The sequence below is a fragment of the Rhodococcus sp. LB1 genome, assembly GCF_001583455.1.
Taxonomy (GTDB): Bacteria; Actinomycetota; Actinomycetes; order Mycobacteriales; family Mycobacteriaceae; genus Rhodococcus_F; species Rhodococcus_F opacus.
On the sequence record NZ_LTCZ01000088.1, the window covers coordinates 1 to 23987 of the forward strand.

The 23987-nt window shown below is 67.4% G+C and carries 20 protein-coding genes; 12 read left to right on the top strand and 8 right to left on the bottom strand.

Annotated features, from left to right (window positions below):
* From AZG88_RS15395 to AZG88_RS15415, 5 genes are all read left to right on the top strand, one after another.
* A partial coding sequence (locus tag AZG88_RS15395; protein WP_331712268.1) for a transketolase C-terminal domain-containing protein occupies positions 1-415 on the top strand: 415 nt, incomplete at its 5' end.
* A complete protein-coding gene (locus AZG88_RS15400) occupies positions 412-1638 on the top strand; it encodes a dihydrolipoamide acetyltransferase family protein (RefSeq protein WP_061040616.1) in 1227 nt (408 codons plus the stop codon). The genes AZG88_RS15395 and AZG88_RS15400, both read left to right, overlap by 4 nt.
* Positions 1639-3012 (top strand): dihydrolipoyl dehydrogenase, encoded by a 1374-nt coding sequence (gene lpdA / locus AZG88_RS15405; RefSeq protein WP_061040596.1) that lies wholly within the window; start codon positions 1639-1641, stop codon positions 3010-3012.
* Between the two features lie 22 nt (positions 3013-3034).
* Positions 3035-3451, top strand: a complete 417-nt coding sequence (locus AZG88_RS15410) for a TIGR03667 family PPOX class F420-dependent oxidoreductase (protein WP_061040595.1) — start codon at positions 3035-3037, stop codon at positions 3449-3451.
* Positions 3452-3550: 99 nt separating this feature from the next.
* A complete protein-coding gene (locus tag AZG88_RS15415; protein ID WP_061040594.1) occupies positions 3551-3985 on the top strand; it encodes a VOC family protein in 435 nt (144 codons plus the stop codon).
* A gap of 12 nt (positions 3986-3997) precedes the next feature.
* Here the strand turns inward: AZG88_RS15415 and AZG88_RS15420 are convergent, their stop codons facing one another.
* The gene (locus AZG88_RS15420; RefSeq protein WP_061040593.1) at positions 3998-4834 is read right to left on the bottom strand and encodes a nucleotidyltransferase domain-containing protein; all 837 of its coding nucleotides are present in this window, start codon (positions 4832-4834) and stop codon (positions 3998-4000) included.
* A 38-nt stretch (positions 4835-4872) separates the two neighbouring features.
* Between AZG88_RS15420 and AZG88_RS15425 the strand changes: the two genes are divergently transcribed.
* Positions 4873-5268: a VOC family protein gene (locus AZG88_RS15425; protein WP_061040592.1), complete on the top strand. Its 396-nt coding sequence runs from the start codon at positions 4873-4875 to the stop codon at positions 5266-5268.
* 8 nt (positions 5269-5276) lie between these two features.
* On the opposite strand, the gene AZG88_RS15430 is transcribed toward AZG88_RS15425, so the two are convergent.
* The 5 genes from AZG88_RS15430 to AZG88_RS15450 all read right to left on the bottom strand — a co-directional run bounded on the left by AZG88_RS15430 (position 5277) and on the right by AZG88_RS15450 (position 11805).
* Positions 5277-6422, bottom strand: coding sequence for an FUSC family protein (locus AZG88_RS15430; RefSeq protein ID WP_061040591.1), 1146 nt, complete (start codon positions 6420-6422; stop codon positions 5277-5279).
* A gap of 182 nt (positions 6423-6604) precedes the next feature.
* On the bottom strand, positions 6605-8254 hold the full coding sequence (locus tag AZG88_RS15435) for a dipeptide ABC transporter ATP-binding protein (RefSeq protein WP_061040590.1): 1650 nt from the start codon (positions 8252-8254) through the stop codon (positions 6605-6607).
* A gap of 14 nt (positions 8255-8268) precedes the next feature.
* Positions 8269-9201 (bottom strand): ABC transporter permease, encoded by a 933-nt coding sequence (locus AZG88_RS15440; RefSeq protein ID WP_061040589.1) that lies wholly within the window; start codon positions 9199-9201, stop codon positions 8269-8271.
* Positions 9198-10157, bottom strand: a complete 960-nt coding sequence (locus AZG88_RS15445) for an ABC transporter permease (RefSeq protein ID WP_061040588.1) — start codon at positions 10155-10157, stop codon at positions 9198-9200. The genes AZG88_RS15440 and AZG88_RS15445 overlap by 4 nt, the downstream gene beginning before the upstream one ends.
* A 43-nt stretch (positions 10158-10200) precedes the next feature.
* Entirely contained in the window at positions 10201-11805 is a 1605-nt protein-coding gene (locus tag AZG88_RS15450) for an ABC transporter substrate-binding protein (protein WP_061040587.1), read from the bottom strand.
* A gap of 346 nt (positions 11806-12151) precedes the next feature.
* Between AZG88_RS15450 and AZG88_RS15455 the strand changes: the two genes are divergently transcribed.
* Positions 12152-14524: an arylsulfatase gene (locus AZG88_RS15455; protein ID WP_061040615.1), complete on the top strand. Its 2373-nt coding sequence runs from the start codon at positions 12152-12154 to the stop codon at positions 14522-14524.
* A 51-nt stretch (positions 14525-14575) separates the two neighbouring features.
* On the opposite strand, the gene AZG88_RS15460 is transcribed toward AZG88_RS15455, so the two are convergent.
* A complete protein-coding gene (locus AZG88_RS15460) occupies positions 14576-15658 on the bottom strand; it encodes a M48 family metallopeptidase (protein WP_061040614.1) in 1083 nt (360 codons plus the stop codon).
* Positions 15659-15992: 334 nt separating this feature from the next.
* Between AZG88_RS15460 and AZG88_RS15465 the strand changes: the two genes are divergently transcribed.
* The 4 genes from AZG88_RS15465 to AZG88_RS15480 all read left to right on the top strand — a co-directional run bounded on the left by AZG88_RS15465 (position 15993) and on the right by AZG88_RS15480 (position 21191).
* On the top strand, positions 15993-18332 hold the full coding sequence (locus AZG88_RS15465) for a transketolase-like TK C-terminal-containing protein (RefSeq protein ID WP_231914019.1): 2340 nt from the start codon (positions 15993-15995) through the stop codon (positions 18330-18332).
* A 150-nt stretch (positions 18333-18482) separates the two neighbouring features.
* The gene (gene kdgD / locus AZG88_RS15470; protein ID WP_061040585.1) at positions 18483-19397 is read left to right on the top strand and encodes a 5-dehydro-4-deoxyglucarate dehydratase; all 915 of its coding nucleotides are present in this window, start codon (positions 18483-18485) and stop codon (positions 19395-19397) included.
* A 36-nt stretch (positions 19398-19433) separates the two neighbouring features.
* A complete protein-coding gene (locus AZG88_RS15475; protein ID WP_061040584.1) occupies positions 19434-19847 on the top strand; it encodes a heme-binding protein in 414 nt (137 codons plus the stop codon).
* Positions 19848-20039: 192 nt separating this feature from the next.
* Positions 20040-21191 (top strand): NAD(P)/FAD-dependent oxidoreductase, encoded by a 1152-nt coding sequence (locus AZG88_RS15480; RefSeq protein WP_231914020.1) that lies wholly within the window; start codon positions 20040-20042, stop codon positions 21189-21191.
* Between the two features lie 70 nt (positions 21192-21261).
* On the opposite strand, the gene solA is transcribed toward AZG88_RS15480, so the two are convergent.
* Complete coding sequence (solA, locus tag AZG88_RS15485; RefSeq protein ID WP_061040582.1) at positions 21262-22398, bottom strand: N-methyl-L-tryptophan oxidase; 1137 nt, start codon at positions 22396-22398, stop codon at positions 21262-21264.
* A 312-nt stretch (positions 22399-22710) separates the two neighbouring features.
* Between solA and AZG88_RS15490 the strand changes: the two genes are divergently transcribed.
* Positions 22711-23987: thiamine pyrophosphate-dependent enzyme (locus AZG88_RS15490; RefSeq protein ID WP_269455039.1), on the top strand; the 1277-nt coding region annotated here is incomplete at its 3' end.

The following is a 23987-nucleotide window of genomic DNA, read 5'->3' on the forward strand; positions in this document are numbered from 1 at the left end:
GCGTCCCGGCCGGGACGCGACCATCGTCGCGTACGGGCCGTCGGTGTCCGTCGCGCTCGAATCCGCCGAAGCGGCCGCTGCGGAGGGCCACGACATCGAGGTGATCGACCTGCGGTCGATCGTGCCGTTCGACGACGAGACCGTCATGGCATCGGTCCGGAAGACCGGTCGCTGCATCGTCATTCAAGAGGCGCAGGGATTCGCCGGTGTCGGCGCCGAGATCGCCGCCCGCGTCCAGGAACGCTGCTTCCATCACCTGCACGCGCCGGTGCTGAGGGTCAGCGGATTCGACATCCCGTACCCGGCGCCGAAACTCGAACGCCTCCACCTGCCGAGCGTCGACCGCGTCCTCGACAGCGTCGACCGGTTGCAGTGGAACGACTCCGCCGACACCCGCTGGGCGGTGACCGCATGAGCAACCAGGTCTTCCTGCTCCCCGACCTCGGCGAAGGACTCACCGAGGCCGACATCGCCGAATGGAAAGTTGAGGTCGGCGACACCGTCACCATCGACCAGGTGGTCGTCGAGGTCGAAACCGCGAAAGCCGCGGTCGAGGTGCCGATTCCCTTCGAGGGCACGGTGATCTCCCTACACGGCGACGAAGGCTCGACGCTGCAGGTGGGCACCCCGCTGATCACCGTCAGCGGAACCCCCGCCGCACACGCGCAGTACCGCGAAGAAGAAAAAGCCGGCTCGGGCAACGTCCTGATCGGGTACGGCACCAGCGAGGACACCCGCCGGCGTCGGCGTCGCGTCGGCGTGACACGCGAGGTCACACCGCCGGAACCGAACCGCACCGGTGTTGCGCCACGGGTCATCTCGCCGGTCGTTCGCAACCTCGCGCGGCAGAACGGCCTCGACCTGTCGCGGCTGCCCGGGAGCGGTCCCGGCGGTGTGATCAACCGCGCCGACGTCGAGCGGGCACTCGCCGCGCCACCCGCGACGGCCGACGTACAGCGGATTCCGATCAAGGGCCTGCGGAAAGCGGTCGCCGACAAGCTCTCGACGAGCCGCCGTGAAATCCCGGACGCGACAACCTGGGTGGATGTGGACGCCACCGATCTCCTCGCCGCCCGCCGGGCAATCAATGCCGCCCTCGACGCCGGCGTGAGCCTGATGGCCCTGCTCGCGCGTCTGGCCCTCGCGGCGCTGAACCAGTACCCGGAACTGAACTCGACCGTCGACACCGAACGCAACGAGATCGTCCGATACGGTCACGTCCACCTCGGCATCGCGGCGCAGACACCGCGCGGCCTGGTCGTCCCGGTGATCGAGCAGGCCGACTCGCTCACCACCGTCGAACTGGCCCGGCAACTGCGGGACACGACGGCGCTGGCCCGTGAGGGGACGCTCCCGCCGGCACGGCTGACGGGTGGCACGTTCACCCTCAACAACTACGGCGTCTTCGGTGTGGACGGTTCGACCCCGATCATCAACCATCCCGAGGCCGCGATCCTCGGTGTCGGCCGCATCGTCGACAAACCGTGGGTCGTGGACGGGCAGTTGGCCGTTCGGAAGGTCACCCAGGTGTCGTTGAGCTTCGATCACCGCGTGTGCGACGGCGGTGTCGCGGGCGGGTTCCTCAGATTGTTCGCCGACTACCTCGAGAACCCGATCACCGTGCTGGGGAGGCTGTAGATGTTCGACACGCACAGTGACATCCTGATCCTCGGTGGCGGTTCCGGCGGCTACGCCTGCGCCGTCCGGGCCGCGCAGCTCGGGCTGTCGGTGACGGTGATCGAGGCGGACAAGATCGGCGGAACCTGCCTGCACCGGGGCTGTATCCCGACCAAGGCGCTGCTCCACTCCGCCGAGGTCGCCGACACCGCGCGGACCGGTTCCGCGTTCGGCGTGCGAACGACGTTCGACGGCATCGACATCGAGGCGGTACACCGCTACAAGAACGACACGATCGACCGGTTGCACAGGGGACTGCGGGGGCTGGTCGCCCATCTCGAGATCAGCGTCGTGAACGGGCACGGAAAGTATGTCGGAGACAGGACGATCGAGGTGGACGGCACCCGCTACACCGGGACGTCCGTGGTGCTCGCTACCGGCTCCTACGCGCGGACAGTGCCGTCCATCGAGCTCGGTGAGCGCATCGTCACCAGTGACGACGCACTGAACCTCGGGTTTGTCCCGAAGAAGACCATCGTTCTCGGCGGCGGCGTGATCGGCGTCGAATTCGCCAGCGTCTGGGCGTCGTTCGGCGCGGAGGTGACTGTCGTCGAGGCGCTCCCCCACCTGGTCGCGGCGGAGGATCCGTGGTGCTCGAAGCAACTCGAACGCGCATTCCGCAAGCGCGGTATCACCGCCCGCACGGGCGTGACGGTCGCCGCGGCGAAGGAAACCGCGGACGGCGTTCTCGTGGAACTCGAGGGCGGCGACACCCTCGAGGCGGAGATCCTGCTGGTGGCGGTGGGGCGTGGTCCGCGCACCGGCGACAGCGGGTTCGCGGAACACGGCATCACCCTGGACCGTGGGTTCGTCGTCGCCGACGAGCGGCTGCGCACCCACGTCGACGGTGTGTACGCCGTCGGGGACATCGTGGCCGGACTTCAACTGGCGCACCGCGGCTTTCAGCAGGGCGTATTCGTTGCCGAAGAGATCGCCGGCCTCGATCCCGTTCCCGTGGCCGAGCATCTCGTTCCGCGGGTGACGTACTCGCACCCCGAGGTCGCGTCCGTCGGACTCACCGAGGACGCCGCCCGCGAACGGTACGGCGACGTCACGTCCGTCGTGTACGACCTCTCAGGCAACGGCAAGAGCCAGATCCTGAAGACGTCGGGCGGAATCAAGGTCGTCCGAGCCGGCGACGCCGGCCCGGTGGTGGGTGTGCACATGGTCGGCGACCGCGTCGGCGAGCTGATCGGCGAGGCCCAACTAACCGTCGCCTGGGAGGCTCTGCCCACCGACGTCGCGCCGTTCGTCCACGCGCACCCCACCCAGAACGAAGCACTGGGCGAAGCGATGCTGGCGTTGTCGGGAAAGCCGCTGCACGCGCACGGCTGAACGCATTCGATCCGAGAACGCCATGACTCTTTCAGCGTCCGCGATCACCGAATCCGTCGCCGACCGGCTGGCCCACGAAGCCATCGTGTGGCTGACGACCGTCGGTCGCAACGACACGCCCGTTCCCACGCCGGTGTGGTTCAGCTGGTCGGGCACCGAGTTCCTGATCTTCAGTCGACCGGCCACCGCCAAGCTCGCGAACATCGGCAAGAATCCGCAGGTCGCGCTCAATTTCAACAGCAGTCCGAATGGCGGTGACGTGTCGGTGTTCACGGGGAAGGCCCATGTCGACACGGACGGTCCCACGGCGGAGGAGTGGGAGACCTACGTCGAGAAGTACCGCGAGCACATGGCCGGTCTGGATTACACGCCCGAGAAGTTCCGGCAGGACTACTCGACGCTCGTCCGCGTCACCCCGGACCGGTTGCGCGGCTGGTAACCCCGAGTTCTGGGCAGAACGACGGCACCGATGTCCCCGATGCGCCACCATCTGATGCGGAGCAATTTCGCTCCTCACCTATACGGAGGAACTCGCATCATGGACTGGACACTCGAAGTGGTCGTTCTGCCCGTCAGTGACATCGATCGTTCCGTCGCGTTCTACCGCGACAAGCTCGGCTTCCATCTCGATCACGACACCGCCAACGAGCACATGCACGTCGTTCAGCTGACCCCCACCGGTTCGGGCTGCTCGATCGTGATCGGCGATCTCCCGTCGCAGACGGAGATGGCACCCGGGTCGATGAGGGGACTGCAGTTGGTGGTCGCCGATGCCGCCGCCGCCCGCCAAGAGTTGCTCGATCGGGGTGTCGAGGTCAGTGAGATCACCGTGTTCGACGAGCGCGACGGGGGAACCTTCTTCGGATTCGCCGATCCCGACGGCAATACGTGGGCGGTCCAGCAGATCAAGGCGCGGGCGGAGAAGCCGCTGATTCCGGTCGAGGCCCGGGGGCGGTTCGGGGAGAACGGCTGAGGGTTCGCACGCTCACGTCAGGGGACAGGCGTTCCGGGTGTCCTCGACGAGTTGTTCGGCCAGGGCGAGGGCGGCGGTCAGATCGTCGGGCGTGGTTCCGAGCCGGCCGAGGACGGCGTGAGCGCGAGCGGTGAAGTCGGTGGGTGCGTTCGGCAGGGCACCGGCGGCAGCAACGGCGCCCTTCTCGTTGATCACCCAGCGCCGGGCATGCGCGTGTAAGGCGTGGGCGCACAGGCACACCGCGCGAAACAGGCAACCCGCCACATACGTCGCATCGGCACGCGTGATCGCCTTGCGGGCCAGCACGGTGACGAAGTCCGCCTCCCACAGTCGCCGGACCAGGGCTTCACGCAGGAGGTCCGGGTAGTGCTGCATGTCGGTGTGGAGCGCCGCGATGCCTCCGGACGGATCGGCGAGGATCACCGCCGACGCGAGTTCGCCCGCGTAGGCGAAGTCAGCAAACCCGAACGGGTGACCGGTCTGTGCGTGAAACCCGTAAACACCCTGCTGGGTGTCCTGCCACACCGCGGTCACCCGGTCGAGGTCGCGGTACAGCCAGTCCACCGCCCGGCCGTCGAACGACAGCCACGCACCACCGTCGACCCACGGTCCCCACTCACCCGTCCGGGTCGCCGATGCAGAGGCGCCCGCCCACTCCCGCGCGAGGTCGTTCAGCCCGTCGGTGTCGAGGGTCCCGCGGTAGTAGACGCCCAGGTCGTAATCGGATTCCGCCGTGTGCGTCCCTCGGGCGCGGCTGCCGCCGAGGGTGACGCCGACGACGCCGTCGATGTGGCACAACCGCTCGGCGAGGGGTCGCAATGCCAGGTCCTCGAAATCCACACCCCACATCGTCCACCCCGGCCCGGCGCAGCGGATAAATTCGGTTCATGCTCATCTTGGGAACGACCGTGATCGGAGCACGCGACGTCGGACGTGCAACCAGGTTCTGGACCGAGGCACTCGGGTTGACTGCGCTCCCGCCCGTCGGCGACAACGGCTTCACCAACCTGAGGCAGCCCGACGGCCGGCCGGTGTTGGCGATCCAGCAGAGCGAACACGACGCGGAACCCGAGCCTCGGCTGCACCTCGACCTGCACGCCCGCGACAGCACGGATCAGGCCGCGGAAATCAAACGACTCGTCGGTCTCGGCGCGCAGCGGGTGCCGTGGGACCGGTACCCCGAGGAATCGGACTTCGTCGTGCTGGAGGACACCGAGGGCAACCGGTTCTGCGTCATCGACAATTCTCGCGCGCCCGAACAGTGCCGGCTCGAGATGTCCTGAGTCTTGCTCTACGCGGCGCCCGCGTAGTGGGCGGGACGGGGCAGCATCGGCCGGCAGACGGCACGGGGGATGCCGCACACTTCGAAGAAGTCGATGACGATGGATCGGACCTGCGCGGAGACGACCGCTGCGGAGAACCCTGCCGAGATCTCCTGCTGCGGCAGTGAGCGCGCGAATCGTTCGAGTTCGTCGCTGATCTGGATTTCGTTGGGCTTCTTCGCGGGAGTCGCGAGAATCATCAGCCGCATCCGGTCGGCGAGGTGCGCGAGATCGGAGATGGCGTCCGCCAGCTGCGGGTCGACTCGTTCGCCGTCGTACGTGGCGATCAGGGCGCGCCGCACCAGGACCCGGGTGTTGCGTGCGGCGTTGTCGATCGGGTCGGCAATCGATGCCAGCCGGCCGATGCGGCGTCGCCCCCGCCAGTGGATCGGTGAGATCCGGGCCACCTCGGATCCGGAGCGGAGTTCGACGCGCATGCTGTCGATGGTCGACTGCGTCGAACGGGCAAGTGCGAGAGCGTCCTCCAGTGCGGAGACATCGCCCGCTGCCAGTCCCTTCGACGTCTGCCGGAGGGCTGCGGCCACGCTGTCCAGCACGCCGGCGGCGCACCGGCGCGTCCGCCGCACGGGGTCGGTGGGCAACACGGACAGCGCCACCAGGCTGAGCGCACCCCCGATCAGTGCGTCCACGACACGGTCGAACGGGTGGGCGCTCGTGGCGGATGCCATGGCTGCGACCAACGCCGCCGACGAACCCGCCTGCAGGACGATCACCGAACCACCGTCGAGGAGCACCGCAAAAGACATCGCCACTGCCACGACGAGGCAGATCTGCCACGGCCCGTTGCCGATGTACCGCACGACGACGTCCGAGACGATCGTTCCGATGGTGACGCCCGCGATCAACTCGCCGGCCCGACGACTGCGGGCACCCCGCGCGACACTCAGGCACACGACCGCCGCCAGCGGGGCCAGCAGCGGCTGCTCGTGACCGGCCACCTCGACCGACACCCACCACGCCGCCCCCGCGGTGACCGCCGTCTGTGCGATCGGCACCAGGTACCCCGCGAAGCGAAGCAACGAAGCGCGCACCGACGGCAGAGCGGTGGAGCCGACCCTTCGGAGAAAGGCGAGTATCGAGATGAGCTGGAGCACAGTGGTACAGCTTTCTGGACGGTCACACGTGGGCAGGAGCACATTTTCTATCGCCTGCCGACACCGACGACCGCCGGTGGACAAGCCTTCGCACAGCCTGTCCTGGATTTCTTACGCCCGTGTAAAAGTCGCCGCTTTCATAGCGCAGATCACGTTATCCGCCTTGTTTCCGGCGATGCAGGTCACAAAGCTGCCGTCGCCTGTCGCCGGGCACGCTGCGCCACGGGGTCCGGTATGGGCAGAGCGGCCACGAGGCGTCGGGTGTAGTCGTGCTGCGGGTGGGTCAGCACGCTCGTGGCGGGGCCGGTCTCGACCAGGTGTCCGGCCCGGAGCACGGCGACCGTGGTGGACACCCGCTCGACCACGGCGAGGTCGTGGCTGATGAACACGGCCGCGAAGCCGAGCTCCCGCTGGAGGGTGGCGAACAGTTCGAGCACGTCGGCCTGCACGGAGACGTCCAGGGCGCTGGTCGGTTCGTCGGCGATCAGCAGGTTGGGTTCCAGCACGAGGGCCCGGGCCAACGCGACCCGTTGACGCTGCCCGCCGGACAACTCGGACGGCAGCCGGGTGGCGAACGACGCCGGCAGCCGGACCGCATCCAGCAGGTCGACAACCTTCTTGCGCCGCTCGGCGCGGGTGCCGACCCGATGGATGTCGAGGGGCTCGGCGATGCTCTCCTCGAGCGTGAAGCGGGGGTCGAGCGAGGCGGCGGGATCCTGCGGCACGAAAGCCAGCCGACGACGCAGTTCCCGCAGCGCCGATCCGCGGGTGGCGGCGACATCACGGCCGTCGACGCGGATCGTCCCGGTCGCCGGTGCAATCAATCCGGCGATCGTCCGACCCAAAGTAGTTTTTCCCGAGCCGGATTCACCGACCACGCCGAGCACCTCACCAGCGGCCAGCTTCAGTGAGACGTTGTCGAGCGCGCGGAACGCTGCCTGACCACGTCGGCCCGGGTAGACGACCGACACGGTGTCGACGTCCAGGACCGGCGTGGTCGGGTCGGCGACCTCGGCGACCGGTTCTGCTACGTCACTCGGCTGCGGCAGCCGCAGGACCGAGTCGAGCAGGTGTCGGGTGTATTCGTGCTCGGGTCGAGCGAAGATCTCGGTGACTTCTCCCCGTTCGACGACCTCGCCGAGTTGCAGCACCACCACGCTGTCGGCGATATCGGCGACGACACCCAGGTTGTGGGTGATCAGCAGGATGCCGGCATTCGTTCGATCACGCAGTCGGCGGAGCAGGGAGAGGATCTCGGCCTGCACCGTGACGTCGAGCGCGGTGGTGGGTTCGTCGGCCAGGAGTAGGACGGGGTCGTTGGCCAGCGCCAGGGCGATGACCACACGCTGCTTCTGGCCGCCGGAGAGCTGATGCGGGAAGTAGTCGACGCGCTTGTCCGGCTCCGGGATCTCCACGAGGGTCAGCAGTTCGATCGCGCGGTCGCGCAACTGCTTCCGTCCCGAGCGGCCGTGCGCACGCAAGGCCTCACCGATCAGCCAGCCAACCGTCCGCACAGGATTGAGCGCCGTCTGCGGCTCCTGGAAGACCATCGCGACCCGCCCGCCGCGGATGGCCCCGAGTTCGCGTTCGGACGCGCCGAGCACCTCGACGCCGTCGACTTTCACGGAACCGGTCGCTGTAGCGGTGGGCGGAAGCAGGCCCATCGCGGCGCGGGCCGTGATCGACTTGCCGGATCCGGATTCGCCGACGAGCGCAACGATCTCACCCCGGTTCACGCGGAGACCGATGCTCCGGACGGCGGGGCGCGGGTGGCTGAACGCCACCTGCAAGTCCGTCACGTCGAGGGCGGGGGTCGTGGGTGCTGCGGTCACGAAGGTGGTCCTTTCTACAGGCGCCGCGCGTGCGCGAATGCCTGGGAGATCAGCAGAAAGCCGAGTGTCAGCAGGGAGACGACCACCAGGGGGCCGACCGCGAACAGCGGGTTGGTCTCGAGATAGCGGTTGCCGTCGCTGAGGATGGAGCCGAGTGACGGAGTCGGTGGAACCACACCGATGCCGAGGAAGCTCATCGCGCCCTCGATGAACACGGCGATCGACATCGACAGTGCCAGTTGTACTCCCAGCGGTTCTATCGAGTTCGGCAGAACGTGCTTGCGCAGAACCCAGCCGACGCTCGCACCCGAGACCACGGCGGCCTCGACGTAGGGAAGTTCGCGCACCTCCAATACGGACGTACGTATGAGCCTGCCGAACACAGGTATCTCGGCGAGGACGATCACCAGCACGATCGCGCGGACTCCGGGCCCGAGCACGGCGGTCAAGGCGATCGCCAGAACGAGTGCCGGGAACGCGAGGATCACGTCGAACACGCGCTGCGCGACGACGTCGGTGTATCCCCGGATGCCGGCCACCAGACCGATCAGTGATCCGAGTATCGCGCCGACCGGCACCGCGACAAACACGATCACCAGGTCGGCGCGGATCCCGAACAACACCCGCGACAACACGTCGCGGTTCACGTCGTCGGTGCCCAGCCAGTGCGTGGAACTCGGGCCGAGGAGGAACGACGCGTCCAACTGATCGTCCGGCGCGAACGGTGCCAGCACCGGGGCGAGCGCCCCGAGGAGCACCACGATCCCGACGAGCACCGCGCCGACCAGACCTCGGCCGTGTGTCAGGCTGCGCCACAACGGTTCCGTGCCGCGGCGTGGATCCCGATCCGCCGGGGTTTCCGGGACCAGGCCGGGCCGGACGTCTGCGGGGCCGCCGGGAAGCGACGCTTCCGGTGTCGCCACATTTCGATCGACCAGCTCACTCATGCCTGTCCTCCCAATCGGATACGGGGATCCAGCCAGGCGTGGGCGACGTCGGTGAGCAGTTGCAGCACCACGAACACCGCGACGGAGAGGACCAGCAACACCTGCACGAGCGGATAGTCACGGCTGTTGATCGCCTCCTCGGTGAGAAGCCCCAGGCCGGGCCAGACGAAGATCGACTCCACCAGCACGGCCCCACCGAGCAGCCCGCCCACCGTCAGTCCGAGAACGGTCAACACCGACGGCAGTGCATTCGGCAGCGCGTGCGCCAGCACGATGCGGCGGCGGCTGACGCCGATCGACTGTGCCGTCACGACATACGGTTGCCGCAGCTCGGTGTGCAAGGCCTCCACCAGGAATCGGGTCAGGGCGGCGCCCACCGGGATCGCCAAGGTGATCGCCGGGAGGATCAGATACTGCGCGGCGATGTCGGGCCGGGTCAGGAACCCGTCCGGTGGGGTCCCGCCCGACGGCAGGATCGGCCACAGGATCCCGAACACGAGCACCAGCAGCGTCCCGGTGATGAAGATGGGCAGCGCCGCCGCGATCGAGTTGTTCACCGTCACAACGGCGTCGATCAGCCGATTGCGGAAGATCACCGAAGCGGTGCTGACAACGAGCGCGTACACCACCGCGATCAGCAGGGCGGACGCCGCCAGCACCACCGTGTTCTGGGCACCGTAGGCGATCAGGTCACCGATCGACCCGCCGACGATGTAGGACTTGCCGAGGTCGAAGCGGAACAGGGAACCGAGCCAGGACAGGTACTGCGCCACCAGCGGCCGGTCGAGACCGAGATCGGCGCGCACGGCCGCCAACTGTTCCGGCGAGGCATCCGCACCGGCGAGCGTCTCCTCCGGGCTGCCGGGAACCAGGCGGAGGATCGCGAAGATGAGGAGTGAGGCGAGGAAGAGTACGAGGACGGCCGACGGGAGCCGCCTGGCCAGATAGGTCACCATGATGTCGAGTCCTGTGTCGGTGGGTGTGCGGGCGGTCGCCGGATCAGGTGCGCAGCAGGTACGTGGAATCGAAGCGCGGATCGTTGGTGCGGGACCAGTCGAACCCGCCGAGGTCGGTGGACACCACGACCTCGGTCTGCACCACCCCGATCTCCACCAGGAACAGCGACTCCAGCAGGTCCGCGTTCAGCGCGCGGTAGGCGTCGATCGCCGCGGGTGACGTGGGGTCCTGCTGCTGCCAGGCCGCCACCGCATGCGCCTGGTACTCCGGGTCGAGGAAGTTGGAGGCGTTCTTCACCGCGTTGAACGGGAAGGCCGCCACGGCCAGGGTGGACGGGGTCATCTGCGCGAAGCCGTGCTGGGTGACCCACAAACCCGGGAACTGGCCGGCCACCAGCAGACTGGTCATCTGGGCTGCGTCGGTGGGGATCAGGTCGACGTCGATGCCCACGTCGCGAAGGTTCGCCTGGATGATCTCCGCGATGATCCGGGAGGTGCGGTCGGCGGGGTAGTTCAGCGGGATGGTCGGGACGTCACCGATCTCGGCGACGAGTGCGCGCGCCCGTTTCACGTCCCGCCCGTAGGTGTTCGCGGTCTGTTCGTCGTAGGCGGGCGAGGTCCGCGGCCACGGCAGGCTCGAGGCGTAACCCTTGCCGCGGTACACGTCGGTGAGGATGCGGTCACGGTCGATCGCGTATGCGATCGCCTGCCGAACCCGTACGTCGTTCAGTGGCGGTGCGGAGACGTTGATCCCGATGTACTGGTCGGACTCAGCGCCCTCCAGTACGTGGGAGCGGAACCCGCCCCGGGAGACGGCGAGTTCGGCGTCGAGGGAGGGCAGATCGTAGGCGGCGTCGATCTGGCCGGTCCGCAATTTGGTCACCAGCGCCTGATCGTCGGAGACGACGGCGAACGTCACGCCGTCCAGGTGGGGCGGATCACCCCAGTAGTCGGGGTTGCGGGCCAGCGACAGTGCGACCTTCGGTTGCCAGGAGACGAACGTGAACGGGCCGGTGCCGTTGAACACCCGCCCGTCCTTCAGTCCGTCGACGGTGTCGCCGTCGAGGATGGGCGCGACCGCCAGGAGGTCGAAGATGTTCCCGGTCGGCTGCGACAGGGTGAGCACGATGCGGTGGGGGTCGCTGGTGTCGAACGCGGTGATCGCCGCCGCGGTCCGCCGGAACTGGGCGTTCCAACTGGGATCGGTGTAGGTCCGCAACGTGAATTCGACGTCTCTCGACGTGAATTCCTTGCCGTTGTGGAAGCGGACGTCGTCACGCAGCGCCAACTCCAGTCGTCGTCCGTCGTCCGACAGCCGCCACGAGGTGGCCAGCCGGGGTTCGGGCTCGAGACTGCCGTGCGGGTACTGGACCAGAGTGTCGAAGACGTTGGCCGAGACTCCGCCGTTGGTGGGGTTGTTGCCCAGCGACAGGAACGTCGCGGGGATGAGGTCGGCACCGACACCGATCCGCGCCGTCCCGCCTGTGGGCACGTCTTCTCCGGGTTGGAGCACCGCTTCCGTACCCGACCGCTGCAGGCCGACCGCCGAGGTGCACCCGGTGACCAGCACGACGAGGGCAGCGACAACCGCCGACACGACAAGGCCCCGTCGCCGGTGCGTGGTCGGCGTGCGGAAACGAGAAGACATGGCTGTGTCCTAAGGGTCACCCGAAGGGAAGTGGGAAGGGCAGGAGAGACGCGGAACCCGTGAACACCCCGGATCGAGTCGTCCGGATGACGAGAGGCGTGAGGGGACGTTCAGCTACGGCAGCGACACCGCATGGAGGCGCGGTCGCAGCTGGTCGGGGTACCCACGGGATCGAAGCTAGCACCGGCTCGGATAACCGACCAAGTTCGATCAGTGGTTGAAATCTGCATGATTCTAACTACTCGACGGGCTCGTGGGCGACCGTAGTATTTCCCGGATTGCACGGGGAAATATTCCTCCGATTCTGTGGGGAAACACGCCTCGGATAGTGAAAGGGATTGTGATTGTGACGGATTCGGCAACCAGCGGAGACGGGCAGGGTTCCGGGGGACAGCAACTCCCCCCGGGTGCGCGAGGGTACGACGGATTCGGCGGACATGTCGGGCGGACGAGTGCGGAGTCGACGCCGTGGTGGGCGCCGGAGACGAAGGCCCCCGCCGGTGCGCCGAACATCGTGGTCATCCTCATCGACGACATGGGCTACTCGGACATCGGACCGTTCGGCTCCGAGATCGACACCCCCAACCTGAACCGGCTCGCCGACAGCGGCTACCGGCTGTCGAACTATCACACCACCTCGGTCTGCTCACCGGCTCGCGCGGCGCTGCTCACCGGACTGAACCCGCACCGCGCAGGCTACGGCAGCGTGGCCAACTTCGATCCCGGCTTCCCCGGACTGCGGATGGAACTCGCCGACGACGCGCTCAGCCTCGCGGAGATTCTGCGCGCGAACGGGTATGCCACGCACGCGGTCGGCAAGTGGCATCTCGCACGCGACACCAACCTCGCGCCGGGCCGCACCCGCGACTCCTGGCCCCTGCAGCGTGGATTCGACAGCTACTACGGCTCGCTCGAAGGGTTGAATTCGTTCTACTACCCGAACGAGCTGATCTCGGACAACTCCGTGGTCGACGTCGAGGAGTATCCGCCGGACTACTACGTCACCGACGACATCACGGACAAGGCCATTTCGCGCATCAAGAGCCTGCGCGCCCACGACGCCGACAAGCCGTTCTTCCTGTACTTCTCGCACATCGCGATGCACGGACCGCACCAGGCCAAGCCCGAAGACCTGGCCAAGTACCGCGGACGCTACACCGAGGGCTGGGACGCAGTGCGACGCAGCCGCTTCGATGCACAGCTCGAGGCAGGGTTCTTCCCGCCCGGCACCCAGATGGCCGAACGCAACACCGAACCCGGCTACGACGCCCCGCCGTGGGACGAGCTCACCGAAGAGGAGCAGTTGCGGTTCGCCCGGTACCAGGAGGTCTACGCCGCGATGGTCGACAGCATCGACCAGAGCGTGGGCCGGGTACTCGACACTCTCGACGAACTCGGCGAGACCGACAACACCATCATCGTGTTCACGTCCGACAACGGTGGCACCGCCGAGGGTGGCGCAGCGGGAACACGGTCGTACTTCAGTCAATTCGTGCACGGGCCGGTGCCGTCGGACTGGGTGCGCGACGTTCCGCACGACGAGGAACTGATCGGCTCGGAGAAGATCGGTGTCCACTACCCGCGCGGCTGGGGGCAGGCGTCGAATACCCCGTTCCGGTTCTACAAGGGTCAGACGTTCGCCGGTGGTGTCCGGGTTCCGTTCCTGCTGTCCTGGCCGGCCGGTCTCGGGCGCGCCGACGGTGACACCGGACTGCGCAAACACTACTCGTACGTCACCGACATCACGCCGACCCTCCTGGAACTCGCGGGACTCGAGACTCCGCGCCACCGGAGCGGGCGTCCCGCCCAGGAACGCGACGGTGTCAGCATCGCCGACATCCTGCGGGACGCCGCGCAGCCCACCCCCCACACGGAGCAGTACGCCGAGTTCGGTGGTCACCGCGGGTTCTACCGGGACGGCTGGAAACTGCTGTCGCTGCACACGGATCCGACCCGGGTCGACGATCCGCAGTGGCAACTGTTCGACGTCGAATCCGACCCGGCCGAGACCACGGACGTCGCGCATCTCTTCCCCGAGAAGGTGCGCGAACTCGCCGAGGCGTGGGATCGGGCGGCGTGGCACAACACCGTGTTCCCGATCCTCAACGACCGCAAGGCCGTGCAGCGGCGACCCGACGAGCGTCGCCTCGCGGAGCCGGTGAAGATCCTCGCGGGCACGCCGACGCTGGAACGCTATCGGTCCAGTGTGCTGATCCAGTACCGCGACTTCACCATCGACGTCGCCACCCACCCGATCGCCGCAGGCGACGAAGGGGTCCTCGTCGCCCACGGCGACCCGCACGGCGGTTACGTGCTCTACGTCGAGGACGACCGGATCGTGTTCGCGGTCAACAGCTACGGCCGCGTCGCACACACGTCCGCTCCCCTCGGCGCGGATGTGGTGGGCGTGCAGGTGCGGGCGGAGGCCACCGAATCCGTCCGGTGGAACTTCACCGTCGCCCTCACCGACTCGGCCGGGGTCACCACCGACGTGGCCACCCTCGACGACCAGTTCCAGCTGGTCGGCATGGCGCCGTGGACCGGGATCTCGGTGGGCGTCGACGCCCGCGGACCCGTCGTGTGGGATCTGCGGGAACGCCGTGGAACATTCCGATTCACCGGCAGGCTGCGGTCGGTGACCTACACCCCCGGCCCGGTGCGGGTGCCCCAACCGGTCATCCAGGAGGTCGAGGAGCTGGCGGAGGCGATGGCCGACTGACCGGAACGGTCGGGCGCGCGAAATCGCGCCCGACCTCCGGTGGATTCGCGGCTAGCTGTCGCCGTCGGAATCCTTCTTGCCGTCGGAATTCCTGCGCCAGTGCGTGAACCGCTCCTTGATGTCCGCCGCGACGTCGCCGACGCCGTTTCCGACGGCGTCCACGGTGGTGCCCAGTCCGCTGCCGATCTCACGGAGCATGCGGATCAGCGGGTCGTTCGAGGTGTCGAAATTCTGTTTGTACGATTTCGCGGCCTTGCGGAATTCTTCGCTGATCTTGGCGTCGTCGTCCTCGCCGCGGCGCGGGTATTCGCCGCGCAGGATCGCTGCGTAGGCGCCGCTGTCCACCCACTTCTTCAACTCAGCGGCACGCAGCACCGAGAACGGGTGGGTGAGCAATTCGATGTTGAGGAGCTTGAGGACACCGTCGCGCAGGTCGCCGCTGGCGTCGTACTCCGCGGCCTGGGCCAGGAAGGCGTCGGTGTCGATCTCGCTCACCCGAGAGCCGCCGGCCAGTTTCAGCTGCACGCGGAGGGCGGTGTGGACGTCCTGCCCGCACAGCAATCCGGCACGGTCGCCGGACAGTTCTGATTTGCGCTGCCATTCCATGAGTGCGGCGATGATCGCGCGCAGCGCCCACCCGCCGATCGGAATCCAGCCGATGGTCCCGGCCAAGCGCATCAGATGCATGAGGATCGTGCGATACACCGCGTGCCCGGACAGCGCGTGCCCGAGTTCGTGGCCGATGATGAACCGCTGCTCCTCGTAATTCATCACGTCGAGCAGTCCGGTGGTGACCACGATGAACGGACGGTCCATGCCGATGGTGAAGGCATTCACCACCGGGGTCTGCAGCACGAACAGCTCGGGCGTCTCGTCGGCGCCGAGAATGCGCACGCAGTCGCTGCGGAGGTCGTGGAGATCGCTGAACTGCCGTTCGTCGACGCGCACGGACGTGGCCAGGTACATCAGACGGTGCTGGCGCTCCTGCAACAGACCCGAGATGGTCCGGAAGACGGTGTCGAACCCCTTCAAGGTGCGCAGGGTGACCAGCGCCGCCCGATCCGCGGGGTGCTCCCACGCACGCGAGCTGATCTCCGGGAACGCCGTGCGAACGCGGTCTGGTGTGGTGGTCAAGCTTTCCCCCTGGGTCGGTGTGCGCGGTGCAGTGCCCTCCCGGTCAGGGTAGCGCCGGAGGGTAGCGGCGGCGGTCGTGCTGGGCATTTTGCCAACCGCCGACCACGACGGCTGCTCCAAACATGCGCAGGATGCTCAAACTTGACGCTCGGTATTGCTCAAAGTGCGTTCCGATGGTCGACTGTTGTGAGAGATCTGCACACGAGACCTCGAAGATGCGGTGAGGTCGGTTCCCACAGGTCCGCCTGCCCGTCACCGCCGATCCGCCTCGCTCACGAACTGGGCCGAGGAGGATCGGATTCGGTGCCAGGAACTCACAGGCAAGGACGAAGCAATGAACGACGCCCGCACGATCCACGACCACACGGCGCAGCTCACCCCGCGCGCGGCCACTCCGGAAGCGCTCGTGGAGATCGAGAAGCGGGTGTTGTGGTTGTCGACATCGATGATCCACCACGCCAACCGGGTTCGCCCGAATCCGACGGGATTGAAGGTGGGCGGCCATCAGGCGTCGTGCGCGTCGATGGTCTCGATCATGACGTCGCTGTGGTTCGAGCAGCTCCGGCCCGGTGACCGGGTGTCGGTCAAACCCCACGCCTCGCCGGTGCTGCACGGCATCAACTACCTGCTGGGCGAGCTGGACGAGAAGTATCTGACGACGTTGCGGGAGTTCGGTGGCCTGCAGTCGTACCCCAGCCGGTCGAAAGATCCTGATCCGGTGGACTATTCGACGGGTTCGGTGGGGATCGGTGCTACGGCCCCGATCTGGGGTGCCATCGCCCGCCGCTACGTGAACACCCAGATCGGGTCGGCGGGGACGGGCCGGCAGTACTCCCTCGTCGGCGATGCCGAACTGGACGAGGGCGCGGTGTGGGAGGCGATCCTCGACACGTCCGTGTCCGAGCTCGGTGAGATCGTATGGATCGTCGACCTCAACCGTCAGTCCCTGGACCGGGTGGTGCCGAACATCGCCGCCGGCCGGCTCGAGGCGATGTTCGCGGCCGCCGGGTGGCAGGTGATCACCGTGAAGTTCGGGACCCTGCTCGAGTCGCTGTTCACCCGGACCGGCGGGGCGTCGTTGCGGACCCGGATCCTGGACATGCCCAACCCCGAATATCAGCGGCTGCTGCGGTGCGACGCCGAGCAGGTGCGGGGGCGGCTGCCCGGGGACGGCCCCGATGCGGCCGCGATCGCGTCGCTGATCGCCGGCCTCGACGACGACACCCTGCTGCGCGCGATCCGCAACCTGGGCGGTCACGACCTCGACGCCCTGCGCGCCGCGTACGCGCAGATCGACGACACCCGCCCGACGGTGATCATCGCCTACACGATCAAGGGCCGCGGCCTGCCGACGCAGGGGCATCCGCAGAATCACTCGTCGCTGCTGACGGTGGAGCAGTACGAACAGTTGGCAGCCGAGCTGGGTATGGACCCGGCGCACCCGTGGGCCCGGTTCGAGGCCGGCAGTGCGGCGGGCCGGGTGTGCGCGGCGACCGCGGACCGGTTGCGGCGGGAGAAGGTCGAATTCGGCACACTGCCCGCGGTCCCGGCCGATATCGGCCGCACCCCGTCGGGGACGTCCACGACGCAGGCGGCGTTGGGTCGGGCGTTACTGGATCTGTCTCGAGAGGCCCCCGACGCGGCGAAGCGGGTGGTCACCGTCAGCCCGGATGTCTCGTCCACCACCAACCTGGCCGGGTGGCTGAACAAGGTGGGGGTGTGGTCGCCGCACGAGCGCCGCAACTGGTTCGACGACGACGCCGAGACGATCATGCACTGGCGGGAAAAGCCCACCGGGCAGCACATGGAACTCGGCATCGCCGAAACCAACCTGGTCGGGTTGATGGGTGAACTCGGCGCGACGTGGAGTCGGTGGGGGCAGCCGCTGTTCCCGATCGGCGTGATGTACGACCCGTTCGTCGAGCGTGCCCTCGAGCCCTGGTCCTACGGCATCTATGCGGGTGGGCAGTCGATCCTGGTCGGCACCCCGTCCGGGGTGACCCTGGCCGCGGAGGGTGGGGCACATCAGTCGATCAAGACCCCGTCGATCGGCCTCGAGCAGCCCGGCTGCGTCAGCTACGAACCGGCCTTCGCGATCGACGTCGAGTGGACGCTGCTCGACAGCATCTCCCGGCTGGGACGGCCGGACGGTTCCTCGTCGTATCTGCGGCTCTCGACCCGCCCGGTGGATCAGACCCTCGCCGCCGTCCCCACCGATCCTGCGGCGCGGGAGCGTCGCCGCCGTCAGGTCGTCGCCGGGGCGTACACCCTCCGGCACACCGACAACCCGGTGGTCACGCTGGTCGGGATGGGCGCGATGATCACCGAAACCCTCACGGCCGCGGACCGGTTGGCCGAGCAGGGCATCGCCGCCGACGTCGTGTGCGTGACCAGTCCCGGACTGTTGTTCGAGGCGTTCCAGGCCCGCCGCGGACTCGCCGACGGCCCGTCGTGGATCCTCGACCAGGTGTTCCCCGCCGGCCGGGCCACACCGATGGTGACCGTCCTCGACGGCCACCCGCACACCCTCGCATTCCTGACCGGGATCAACCACGTTCCCGGCGCCGCGCTCGGTGTCAGCAAGTTCGGGCAGGTCGGTTCCCTCGACGACGTCTACCGCTACCACGGCATCGACACCGACAGCATCGTCCGCGCCGCCCTCGACCTCTCCTGAACGACCCCTCAGCGCAGACGAGACCGACGATACCTTTCGGGTATCAGAAGATCCATAACTAGTGTTGGACTTGAATGGTTGACGCTCCTAGCCTTGTGGACACAGCGCGCACCGACAGTGACGCGATTGCGAACGAGGAGAACGAAACCCATGACCACTGCGTCCCCCCACGAGATCGCCCACAAGCTCGGCTCCGGTCTGTTGTCGTTCCCGGTCACCCACTTCAAGAATGACCACTCGTTCGACGAGGCCGCGTACCGCGAGAACATCGGCTGGCTCGGGCAGTTCGACGCCTCCGGGTTGTTCGCCGCAGGCGGCACAGGCGAGTTCTTCTCGCTCACCCCGCCCGAGGTGGAGCAGGTGGTCCGGGCAGCGGTGCAGGAGGCACCCGACGGTCTTCCGGTGATCGCGCCCGCCGGTTACGGCACCGCCACCGCCGTGCAGATGGCCCGGTCGGCCGAGAGCGTCGGCGCGCACGGCATCCTGCTGCTGCCCCCGTATCTCACCGAGGCGAGCCAGGACGGCCTCGTCGCCCACGTCAAAGAGGTGTGTGCCGCAACAACTCTCGGTGTGACGATCTACAGTCGCGCCAACGCCGTCTACACCGAGGCCGCCGTCGCGGAGCTCGCGGACAGCTGCCCGAACCTGGTCGGGTTCAAGGACGGGGTCGGCAACATCGAGCAGATGACCCGCATCTACGCGAGTCTCGGTGACCGGCTCACCTACATCGGCGGACTGCCTACCGCCGAGATGTTCGCACTGCCCTATCTCGCACTCGGCGTCACCACGTACTCCTCGGCCATCTACAACTTCGTGCCCGAGTTCGCGCTCGACTTTTACAACGCACTCCGCAGCGGAGACAACGCGTTCGTCATCAACGCGCTCAACGAGTTCGTGATCCCGTACTGCAACCTGCGCAACAAGAAACAGGGTTACGCGGTCAGCATCATCAAGGCCGGCATGACGGTGATCGACCGACCCGCCGGCCCCGTGCGCGCGCCGTTGACCGACCTCGACGCCGTCGAACTGGCCGAGCTCGCCGACCTGATCAAGAAGGTGAGCTGAGCCGCACCGTCCGCGGATTCATCATCGGAGAACGCCATGACACTCACTGCAGCACGTGCACAACTCGCCCTCGACCTCGCGCGGCGCCATGCCGCGACACTCGACACGGCCGTCGCCGTCAGCGTGGTCGACGACGCCGGAAATCTGATGTGCTGCTCCCGGACCGACGGAGCTGCCGCGGAACTGCTCGAATCCGCGACCCGTACTGCACTCGCCGTCGCCCGGCGAACGTCGGGCACGACTGACGGGCGAGGGGCAGAGCCGGCGCCCGGCGTGACGGTCGACTGCGGCGTGGTCCCCGCGTGGACACCCCACCCGGCCGACAAGCCCAGTGCGGTCGGCGTACTCGCGGTCGCGACCTCCGTCAGTGGTGCCGGGTCACGCATCGTCGAGACCGTCATCGACGAGATCCACCGGTTCGACGAGCGACACCGCCGCAACATTTCATGACACCGGTCCCGGCAGCGACCGTTGCCCCGCTGGAAAGGTCATCTGTGACTATCTCGACGCCCGCAATGCCACATAGACTTGCCCGGTCGTGGCTTCGCGCAACGCGTCAACTTCCTCGGACATCGGAACGTCGCGAGCTGAAGGATAGGGAATGCGATGATGAATTTTCGATCCGCCACCCAGTGTGACTCGGTGAGCGCCTGGGACGACGACCCGGTGGTCGCGTCGTGGAACGGTCTTCCGGTATTGGAACAGAACGTCACGGCCGACGCGTGTGTCGTCGGCCTCGGCGGGTCGGGTCTCGCGGCGATCGGCGCCCTGGTCGAACGTGGGCTGCAGGTTGTCGGCGTCGACGCCGGGCGTGTCGCGGCCGGCGCGGCGGGGTGCAACGGCGGCTTCCTCCTGGGCGGCCCGGCGACGTTCCTCCACTCGTCCCTCACGACCTGGGGGACGTCGTCGGTCGATCTCTATCGCGCAACTCTTCTCGAGTTGGACCGGCTTGCCGAGATGCTGGGTCCGGAGGTCATCGCACGGACGGGTTCCATTCGCCTCGCCGGATTGCCCGGCGAACCTGTCGACGACGCCGAGGCCGCCGACCGTGTGGTGGAACTCGCGGATTGCGCAGCACTGGCAACGGTGCTGCGTGACAACGACATCGCTGTCGAAGAATACGACGACGAGCTCGGGCGTGGCCTGTTTCTGTCCGACGACGCGGCCATGAACCCCTCCCGTCGAGCTCTGGGGCTGGCGTCACTCCTTCGAGGGCGGGCCGGCCTGTACGAGCACTCGGCTGTCACCGCCGTGGAAAGTGGAAGGGTGACAACAGAACACGGTTCGATCAGTGCGCCTGTCGTCATTGTCGCGGTGGACGGCAAACTCGAACAGGTCCTCCCGGACTTGCAGGGGCGGGTCCGGACGGCACGCCTGCAAATGCTCGGGACGGCGCCGGGGCTGCCCGAACGCCTGCCGTGTCCTGTATACGGACGCTGGGGATACGACTACGCGCAGCAAGCGAAGGATGGGCGCCTGTTCGTCGGGGGCGGGCGAGACCGTTTCGTCGACACGGAGTGGACATTCGACACTTCACCCACTCCGGACGTCCAGGGCTACATCGAGCGAGTGGCGGAACGTATGGCGGGCAAGCCCGTCGACGTCGTTCGGAGATGGGGTGCGTCCGTGAGTTACACCACCGACGGCCGACCCCTCTGTTCCGAGGTTCTTCCCGGTGTCATCGCCATCGGTGGGTACAACGGGACGGGAAACCTGGTGGGCCCCGTCGCTGCCCGCGCGGCTGTGGCACTGGCACTCGACTCGACGACACCCCCGGTGTACTTCTCCGCCTAGCCGGCGAGGGGGGAGGGCCGACGGCCCTCCCCCCTCGATCGCAACCGCGCGGACGCCGTATTCCGGTGTGTCAATCCGCGAATCGGTTGACGTCGAACAACTCCAAGGGGAATTCAGGGGTCGATCCGCAACTGAGATCGGCGGCGATCTCTCCGATCACCGGTGCAAATTTGAAACCGTGACCAGAGCACGCGGAGATGACCGTCACATTCCTGTAGGCGGGTGGATTTCCGATGACGAAGTGTCCGTCGGGTGTGTTCGTGTACATACACACCGCGGCCCGCACTGGGCGCGAACCCAATCCGGGCAGATAACGACGAACGAGGTCCCGCAACGGAGCGGTGTCCTCGTCGTGGACCACACGATCCAACTCGTCAGGGTCGGTCTCGCGCCCGCCGAGATGGAGCGCGATCTTGACCGTCTTTCCGTCCATGCTGGGGAAGCCGTACCACGTACCTTCCGGGCTGTCCCTCAGGAATACCGGGAACCGGTCCGGCCCGAACTGTGTCGGATCCTCGGCCGGGAACCATGCGAGGATCTTGCGCTCCACAGTCAACGGGAGCTGGGCGGCAGGGAGAAGGCCGGGAATCCAGGCGCCGGCCGCGACCACGACGTGGTCGGCTCGAATGACCTCGTCGTCGAGCCGCACGAGCACCGTGTCACCGGGACCGTCCTCGATACCCAGGACGCGGCTCTCGGGACGCACAGAGGCACCCAGTTCGCACGCACGGCGCGCTGCGCCGGTGATCGCCAGTTCCGGCCTGATCACGCCGGCGTCCTTCTCCCAGATGGCGGTATCCCCCTCACGCAATCGCTGAGGAGGAAACCGGGTACCGAACTCGGCCGGGTCGAGAATCTCCTGGGTGAGAGCATGCACCTTGGCTGCTTCGAGGGAGCCACCCACGATCACGCCGGTCGAGGGGCCGATACTGAGGCCCCCGGTCATCGTCAGGACGGGTTCGCCGGTTTGCTCACCGAGTTCCCGCCATCCTCGGAGTGCGGCTCGGAGCATCGGGACATACGCCGGATCCTCATGATATGCGGTTCTGAAGATGCGCGACTCGCCGTGCCCGGAGCCACGATCGTGCCCGGGAGTGAACTGCTCGAGACCGACGGCAGAAACACCCCGCTCCGACAGTCGCCACATGATTGCGGAGCCCATAGTGCCGGTACCGATCACGGCGACATTGGTTCTCGTCGTGGTCATCGACTGCGCACCAGTGTGTATTCACCAGCGGGGGAATTGTTCATGATCACAGCGGCCTCTCGAATGTGCAGTCGGTCTGCGGAGTCGGACCCAGACATGTTGCCATCCCGCGACTCCACACCAGTGTCGCCGAACGTCATGTGCTCGAACATCGGAGCCGTCGGCGGAGCGCCCGCAGGGGCACCGTGACCACAGTACGTGTCGTGCTGACGCCACGGACCGGCGCGAGGACCAGTCGACCTTACGGTGAGGCATCGAGACTCTGATCCTGCGACTCTTGCCCGCTGATCGGCGCCACAGGATGATCTAGGGATGGCCGAACAGATCGACGACTACTTCACCTCTGTCGTGTCGGGGCTGATCCCCGGGGAGAGCCGCCCCGGCGTCGGTCCGGAGGATCCGATCCAGCCGCCGTTCCCGTTGTCGGTGCGGGGCGCGCTGGACCTCTTCGACGCCCAGCTCGGCAGCAGGCACCTCGATCTGGCGGCCCGCTGGTTGCGGTCGCGGGGCAAGGGTTTCTACACGATCGGCTCGTCCGGGCACGAGAGCAACGCCGCCGTCGCGGCCGCGCTGCGACCCACCGATCCCGCTCTGCTGCATTACCGTTCCGGTGGTTTCTTCCTGGCGCGGGCGCAGCAGGTGGATGGCAGTGATCCACTGCGCGACGTCCTCCTCGGACTCGTGGCCGCGACGGAGGAGCCGATCTCGGGTGGCAGGCACAAGGTGTTCGGCCGCCGCGACCTCAATATCATTCCCCAAACCTCCACCATCGCTTCGCATCTCCCACGCGCTGTCGGTGTCGCGTTCTCCATCGCCCGGTCGGAGAAGGTGCACGTGCCCTCGCCGTGGCCGGCCGACGCCGTCGCCGTCTGCAGCTTCGGGGACGCGTCCGCGAACCACTCCACCGCCGTCGGTGCCATCAACACCGCGGTGCACGCTGCCTACCAGGGGTTGCCGTTGCCGCTGCTACTGGTCTGCGAGGACAACGGAATCGGGATCAGCACCAGGACTCCGCAGGGCTGGATCGCCGCGAACTTCGGTGACCGGGCGGGACTCGAGTACTTCGAGGCGGACGGCTCCGATCTGCCGGCGGCGTACGCGACGGCGCAGCATGCCGCCGACTGGGTCCGCAGGCACCGGAAGCCCGCGTTCCTGCACCTGCGCACCGTCCGGTTGATGGGCCACGCGGGATCCGATGTCGAGGCCGCGTACCGGACATCAGCGGAGATCGCCGCCGACTTCGACCGCGACCCCGTGCTGTGCACGGCGAAGCTGCTGGTCGAGCGAGGACGCCTGAGCCCCACAGATGCCCTCGACCTCTACGAGCAGAAGCGTGCCGAGGTCCTCGAACTGGCCGAGCAGGTCGGTGAGCTACCTCAACTGGACAGTCCCGCGGCGGTGATGAAACCGCTCACCGACAGTGCCGCCGAGGCTGCCGCGGCCGTGCCGGAGCGCGTCGATTCGGACGGTCGCGCGCAGTTCGTCGGATCCCCGCTTCCGGAGGAGGAAGGTCCGCTCACCACCGGTCTCGCGATCAACCGCGCACTGCTCGACGTGTTGGCCCGCTACCCCGAGTCGCTGGTGTTCGG

Excerpts from the sequence above, each read along its gene's own strand:
- AZG88_RS15465 (WP_231914019.1), top strand. The coding sequence starts at position 15,993 with ATGAACGACGCCCGCACGATCCACGACCACACGGCGCAGCTCACCCCG.
- kdgD (WP_061040585.1), top strand. The coding sequence starts at position 18,483 with ATGACCACTGCGTCCCCCCACGAGATCGCCCACAAGCTCGGCTCCGGT.
- solA (WP_061040582.1), bottom strand. The coding sequence starts at position 22,398 with ATGACCACGACGAGAACCAATGTCGCCGTGATCGGTACCGGCACTATG.
- AZG88_RS15410 (WP_061040595.1), top strand. The coding sequence starts at position 3,035 with ATGACTCTTTCAGCGTCCGCGATCACCGAATCCGTCGCCGACCGGCTG.
- lpdA (WP_061040596.1), top strand. The coding sequence starts at position 1,639 with ATGTTCGACACGCACAGTGACATCCTGATCCTCGGTGGCGGTTCCGGC.
- AZG88_RS15450 (WP_061040587.1), bottom strand. The coding sequence starts at position 11,805 with ATGTCTTCTCGTTTCCGCACGCCGACCACGCACCGGCGACGGGGCCTT.
- AZG88_RS15475 (WP_061040584.1), top strand. The coding sequence starts at position 19,434 with ATGACACTCACTGCAGCACGTGCACAACTCGCCCTCGACCTCGCGCGG.
- AZG88_RS15440 (WP_061040589.1), bottom strand. The coding sequence starts at position 9,201 with ATGAGTGAGCTGGTCGATCGAAATGTGGCGACACCGGAAGCGTCGCTT.
- AZG88_RS15445 (WP_061040588.1), bottom strand. The coding sequence starts at position 10,157 with ATGGTGACCTATCTGGCCAGGCGGCTCCCGTCGGCCGTCCTCGTACTC.
- AZG88_RS15420 (WP_061040593.1), bottom strand. The coding sequence starts at position 4,834 with ATGTGGGGTGTGGATTTCGAGGACCTGGCATTGCGACCCCTCGCCGAG.
- AZG88_RS15400 (WP_061040616.1), top strand. The coding sequence starts at position 412 with ATGAGCAACCAGGTCTTCCTGCTCCCCGACCTCGGCGAAGGACTCACC.
- AZG88_RS15425 (WP_061040592.1), top strand. The coding sequence starts at position 4,873 with ATGCTCATCTTGGGAACGACCGTGATCGGAGCACGCGACGTCGGACGT.
- AZG88_RS15415 (WP_061040594.1), top strand. The coding sequence starts at position 3,551 with ATGGACTGGACACTCGAAGTGGTCGTTCTGCCCGTCAGTGACATCGAT.